A 5,412-nucleotide genomic window follows, 5' to 3' on the forward strand; every position below is an offset into this window, starting at 1 on the left:
TGCCTGAACAGGCAGGAAGTGGCAGGATGATAGGCGTATGAGCGGCACCACCGTAATGTTTGCGAACGCCAAGGGTGGTGCCGGCAAGAGCACGCTGGCCTTTCTCAGCGCCATCCACTTCGCCGCAACCTACGACTTGCGTGTGTGCGTGATCGATTTCGACCGGTTGCGCACGACCTATAACGCCGTGCGGCGGTTCTCCGGCTCCGGCGTCCAGTCCTACTACCTTGCTGATGAGCACGGGGAAGGGCACCGCGTGGCGCCCGAGGCGGTGAAATCCGCGCTCGATACGCGCCGCGCGGCCAGCGATGTGATCTTCGTCGATACGCCGGCCGGCTTCCCGGCCGGCTCGATGGTCCCTGCCATCCAGCCCGATGCCATTTTCGTGCCGGTGGCGGTGTCCGATGCCGACATCATGGCCACCAAGGCCTATCTGCCCGAGCTTGAAGACGCAGCCGCGCGCCTGGGTGATGCCAACGGGGTGCGTCCGCGCATCATGCTGGTGCCCAACCAGGTGTTCGGCGATGACCAAGCCCTGCGCATTCGCGACGCCTTTCGCGGACATGCCGTGCGTATCGCGCCGGCCCTTGCTTTCTCGCGATCCTTGCGCGAAGTCTTCCACTTCGAACCGGGCGATGCGAACATTGCATCGGTCTTCCTCGAGGATGGCGGTTTTTTCCGATGGATGTCGGCCGATATTTTCGCTCTGCGGCAGATGCGCTCGCGGCAGGGCTGACCCCCCTTCGCGCCCTGCTTGTGGCTGGCGTGCTCGGCCTTGCCGGCGCCTGTGCGCCGACCTTGAGCGTGGCCGGTTTCGAGGAATTGCCAAGCGAGGTGGATCAGCACGAGATCCTGGCGGTCTCGGCGCGAGCGCCAACGGGCGATGCCACGCTTTACGGGCGGGAACGCGCGCAATCGCTGACCTATGGCCGCCATACGGTCACGATACCGCCGGAGCGCGAGCCGGGGCGTATCCGCTATCCGCGCGGCACGCCCGATCCCATGCGGCATTTCACGCTTGCGGGAGCCGAGATGCTGGACGGGCGCGAGGCGTTTGTTGGCGCCCTCGACCGGGAATTGTCGCAGCTCGATGAGGACGAGCGCATCCTCGTCATCTTCGTGCACGGGTATAACGAGACGTTTGGCAGCGGTCTCTTCCGCTTTGCCCAGATGATGCACGACTTCCAGATACCCGGCGCGCCGCTTTATTTTGCGTGGGCAAGCGCGGGCGACCCCCGCTTCTATGCCTATGATCTCGACAGCGTCCTGATCAGCCGGGACAGCTTTGCCGATACGCTGCGGATGGCGTCGTCGGCGCAGACCGACCGCATCATGATCATTGCCCACTCCATGGGTTCGATGCTGACGCTGGAGGCGTTGCGCGATCTGTCCGAAAATGGCGAAACGGATGTGCTTGCGCGCATCGGGCAGGTTGCCCTGATGTCACCCGATATCAGCGTGGATGTCTTCCGCAGCCAGCTTGACGCCATCGCCGCCGTTTCCGACATCGATTTCGTGGTGTTCACCTCGACACGGGACCGGGCCTTGCAGGCCTCGGCGGCGCTGCGCGGTCAGACCGACCGGCTGGGCTCGATGCGCTCTGTCGAGGCGGTAGCGGACTTGCGTCTCACGGTCGTTGACGTCTCCGGTTTCCAGACCGCCGATCCGCTGCGCCATTCCACGCTGACCATGTCGCCTGAACTGATTGCTCTGTTTGCAGGCACGCGCGATTTCGGCGTCGAGCCGGCCCAGCGCGCCGGAGCCGTGCGCGGACCACTCAGCCTGACCGTCAATGTGGTGCGTCAGGCAACCGAGATCATTCTCGCACCCGCCAGCGCGGCGGCTGGCGCCATTGAAGGCACCGGGGCACGCCAGTAACGCTGAACTAGCCGGTGGGCAGCTCGTAAAGCGTCGGTGAGCCCGGACCGACGGGCAGGCCAAGTGCGAAGGTCCACAGGAAGAACAGCGCCGTCCAGAAGACGAGGAAGGCGAGCGAATAAGGCAGCATCATCGCAATGACGGTGCCGATGCCGAGCTTTTTGTCGTAGCGGGTCATCCAGGCGAGGATGAGGCCGAAATAGCTCATCATCGGGGTGATGATATTGGTCGAGCTGTCGCCAATCCGGTAGGCGGCCTGGATCACTTCCGGTGAATAGCCGATCAGCATCAGCATCGGCACGAAGATCGGGGCCGTCACCGCCCACTGGGCACTGGCCGAGCCGAGCATCAGGTTCACGAAGGCGCACATCAGGATGAAGCCGATAAAGATGGCCGGTCCCGTCAGGCCGGTATCGGTCAGGAATTGTGCGCCGAGAACCGCGAAAATCGCGCCGAGATTGGACCAGTTGAAGAAGGCGACGAACTGGGCCGCGAAGAAGACGAGGACGATGTAGAGGCCCAGCGTGGAGATCGCCGACGCCATGCCGTCGATCACATCGCGGTCGTTCTTCATCGTCCCGGCGGCGCGGCCATAGGTAAAGCCGACAATCAGGAAGAACAGGAATATCCAAGTCACGAAGCCGATGAAGAAGGGCGCCTGCTGGAAGATCGAACCGGTATCGGAATTGCGAAGTGCGCCCCAGCCGGGAAGTCCCCCAAGCCCGCCGATTTCGGGCATCAGGGTCCATGCCATGGCAGCGAAAACGGCAAGGGAGGCGAGGCCCGCCCAGCCCAGCCCGCGCTTTTCCTCGGCTGATACGGGCTGCATCATGTTCTTGTCGAGAACGGACGGATCGGCGCGGGAGGGATCGTATGCGCCCAGTTTCGGCTCGACGATGAAGATGGTGACCAGCGAGCCGATCAGCGTGACGAGGAAGGTGCTGGCGACCATGAAATACCAGTTGGCCGGAGCGGCGACGACATAGTCAGGGTCGATCAGGCGTGCGGCCTCGGTGGTAATGCCAGCGAGAAGCGGATCGATCGTGCCGATCAGCAAGTTGGCGCTGTAGCCGCCGGACGTGCCAGCAAAGGCCGCTGCCATGCCGGCCAGCGGGTGGCGCCCGAGCGCATAGAAGACTGCCCCTGCCAAAGGCACCAGAACGACATAGCCCATTTCCGATGCGGTGTTGGACAGGACACCGGCGAACACGACCGCCACGGTGACAGTGTGCTTGTTCGCGCTGAGCACGATGGAGCGCACGGCCGCCGAGAGAAGGCCGGACTTCTCCGCCACGCCTACACCCAGCATGGCGACGAGCACCACGCCGAGCGGGGCAAAGCTGGTGAAATTGGTCGTCAGGCTGGTGAAGATGCGCCGGAAGCCGTCCTCATTGAGCAGGCTGACCGCACTGATCATGCCGTCGGGCGACCGCCCGCGCGCGCCTTCGGGGCGCGGATCCTCGACACTGAGACCCATCAGGTCGCCAAACAGGCCGGAGGCCAGGATCATCAGACCGGCCAGAATGGCAAACAGCGTAACGGGGTGGGGCAGGAGGTTGCCGAGCCATTCAACGCCATCAAGGAAGCGTGTGAAGGCACCGCGCTTGGCGGACGGTTGGGCAGAAGGGGTCTCTGTCACAGGGCGGGCTCGCTTGTTTTTCGGGAGTTAAGGCCAGCATGCCCGGCCTTGATGCAAACGTCCAGAAGGGCGCTTCAGGCGCCCAGGGGCGGTTCGGTATCGGGTTCCGGCGTGGCATCGAGCACGGGACCAGCAGGGGTCTCGGCCAGCCAGATCCAGATATCACCTCCCAAATCACGTACCGGATAGCGCAGTACGCGAATGCGTCCGACATCCATTTCCTGACCCTCGACGAGGCATGGAATGGCCTGGCAGGCGCCGTCGGGGCCAAAACGCCAGCCATGATAGGGGCATTCGATCTGCGGCCGGTCGAGGGTGACACCGTCGATAACGCTTCCTTGCGCGCACAGGCGCCCGGCCGACAGAAGCACGCCGCGATGCGGGCACAGATCCCGCAGCGCGAACACGCTGCCATCCTTTGCGCGGGCAATGACGACGGGTTCGCCGGCGAGCACCTTGTGGACCATGCGCCCGCGCTTCAGTTCGCGCGAAGGCATGGCCCTGTTCCAGGCATTGCGCTGAAAGTCGGTCAAGAATCTGCTCCGGGGCAGGCGGACAAGAAGGCGTTGCGGGACGTTATGGAGGCTGGAGGCAGGCGCATCAAGCGGGCGCGCGCGCGTGGCGCATTGCCCTTGCCGCCCGGCCGCCACTATGGTCCGCTCACGCTGAAACGTTTTCGCCTGACAAAGGACATCCCGCATGCGCGCACTCATCTGCAAGGAATTCGGCCCGTACGAGAATCTGGAAGTGGCCGATGTCGAGGCCCCACCGCTTCACGAGGGCTTTGTGCAGGTCGATGTGAAAGCTGCTGGCGTGAACTTCCCCGACATCCTTCTGGTTGAAGGAAAATACCAGGCCCAGCCGCCCTTTCCCTTCATTCCGGGGACGGAGTGTGCAGGCATCGTTTCCGATCTTGGCAAGAACACGTCCGGCTTCAAGCCGGGCGACCGGGTGATTGTCGCCACCATGCTGGGCGGGTTTGCCGAGCAGGCGGTGGCGCCAGCTGCCCAGGTCATTCCGATTCCCGACGCGATGAGCTTTGAACACGCGGCGGCTTTCACCACGATCTATGGAACCTCCTATCACGCTCTGAAACAGCGCGCGAAACTGCAGCCGGGTGAAACCGTGCTGGTTCTTGGCGCTGCGGGCGGGGTCGGCCTTGCCACCGTGCAGCTTGCCAAGGCGATGGGCGCCAAGGTCATTGCAGCAGCCAGCTCTGCGGAAAAGCTTTCCATCGCGAAGGAGGCCGGCGCCGACGAGCTGATCAACTATTCGGAAGAAGACCTGAAGGCGCGCGTGCGCGAGATCACCGGCAACAAGGGTGTGGATGTGGTCTATGACCCGGTTGGCGGTAACTATTCCGAAGCAGCTCTGAGGGCCACAGGCTGGGGCGGACGCTATCTGGTCATCGGCTTTGCCGCCGGGCCGATCCCTAAAGTTCCGCTCAATCTCGCACTTCTGAACAGCCGCGATATTCTGGGCGTGTTCTGGGGCGCGTGGGCCGGGCGCAATCCGCGCGAGAACGCGCAGAACATGAAGGAGCTTTTCGACCTCTACGAGGCCGGGAAGATCGTGCCCCACATCTCGGCGGCCTATCCGCTGGACGAGTTTGCCAAGGCCTTTGCCGACATCATGGAGCGCCGCGTGAAGGGCAAGGTGATCCTGACCTTCTAGGCATGTGCGCGCCATCAAGGGAGACAACGCCATGAAACGCATTCTGACTGCCTGTGCCGCCCTATCCTTGTGCCTTTCCGGCGCGCAGGCCAGCGAGGCATCCCGCGAGGGCGAGCTGCAATGGACGATCATCATTCATGGCGGTGCCGGCGTGATCGAGCGCGGCGCGATGGATGAAGAGACCGAGGCGGCCTACCGGGCGGCACTCGACCGGGCGCTGG

Annotated in this window: 5 protein-coding genes and 1 pseudogene; 4 read left to right on the top strand and 2 right to left on the bottom strand. The window is 63.7% G+C overall.

The window, feature by feature from the left end:
• The first annotated feature begins 37 nt into the window (after positions 1-37).
• Entirely contained in the window at positions 38-736 is a 699-nt protein-coding gene (locus ACTS2Z_RS04750; RefSeq protein ID WP_442572078.1) for a ParA family protein, read from the top strand.
• A complete protein-coding gene (locus tag ACTS2Z_RS04755) occupies positions 682-1,878 on the top strand; it encodes an alpha/beta hydrolase (protein WP_442572079.1) in 1,197 nt (398 codons plus the stop codon). Before ACTS2Z_RS04750 ends, ACTS2Z_RS04755 begins: the two co-directional genes overlap by 55 nt.
• A gap of 7 nt (positions 1,879-1,885) precedes the next feature.
• Here the strand turns inward: ACTS2Z_RS04755 and ACTS2Z_RS04760 are convergent, their stop codons facing one another.
• Complete coding sequence (locus ACTS2Z_RS04760; protein ID WP_442572080.1) at positions 1,886-3,517, bottom strand: AbgT family transporter; 1,632 nt, start codon at positions 3,515-3,517, stop codon at positions 1,886-1,888.
• Positions 3,518-3,591: 74 nt separating this feature from the next.
• Positions 3,592-4,050: a Rieske 2Fe-2S domain-containing protein gene (locus ACTS2Z_RS04765; protein WP_442572081.1), complete on the bottom strand. Its 459-nt coding sequence runs from the start codon at positions 4,048-4,050 to the stop codon at positions 3,592-3,594.
• 166 nt (positions 4,051-4,216) lie between these two features.
• Here ACTS2Z_RS04765 and ACTS2Z_RS04770 point away from each other — a divergent pair, with 166 nt between their 5' ends.
• Both ACTS2Z_RS04770 and ACTS2Z_RS04775 read left to right on the top strand, forming a co-directional pair.
• Positions 4,217-5,191 (top strand): NADPH:quinone oxidoreductase family protein, encoded by a 975-nt coding sequence (locus ACTS2Z_RS04770; protein ID WP_442572082.1) that lies wholly within the window; start codon positions 4,217-4,219, stop codon positions 5,189-5,191.
• A gap of 31 nt (positions 5,192-5,222) precedes the next feature.
• Positions 5,223-5,412, top strand: a pseudogene (locus ACTS2Z_RS04775) (isoaspartyl peptidase/L-asparaginase); the annotation flags it as partial.

Origin of the sequence: Glycocaulis sp., from assembly GCF_052168375.1 — a bacterium.
Taxonomy (GTDB): Bacteria; Pseudomonadota; Alphaproteobacteria; order Caulobacterales; family Maricaulaceae; genus Glycocaulis.

Bases quoted from the DNA above. Each gene is read 5' to 3' on its own strand.
- ACTS2Z_RS04750 (WP_442572078.1), top strand. From the start codon at position 38: ATGAGCGGCACCACCGTAATGTTTGCGAACGCCAAGGGTGGTGCCGGC.
- ACTS2Z_RS04755 (WP_442572079.1), top strand. From the start codon at position 682: ATGGATGTCGGCCGATATTTTCGCTCTGCGGCAGATGCGCTCGCGGCA.
- ACTS2Z_RS04770 (WP_442572082.1), top strand. From the start codon at position 4,217: ATGCGCGCACTCATCTGCAAGGAATTCGGCCCGTACGAGAATCTGGAA.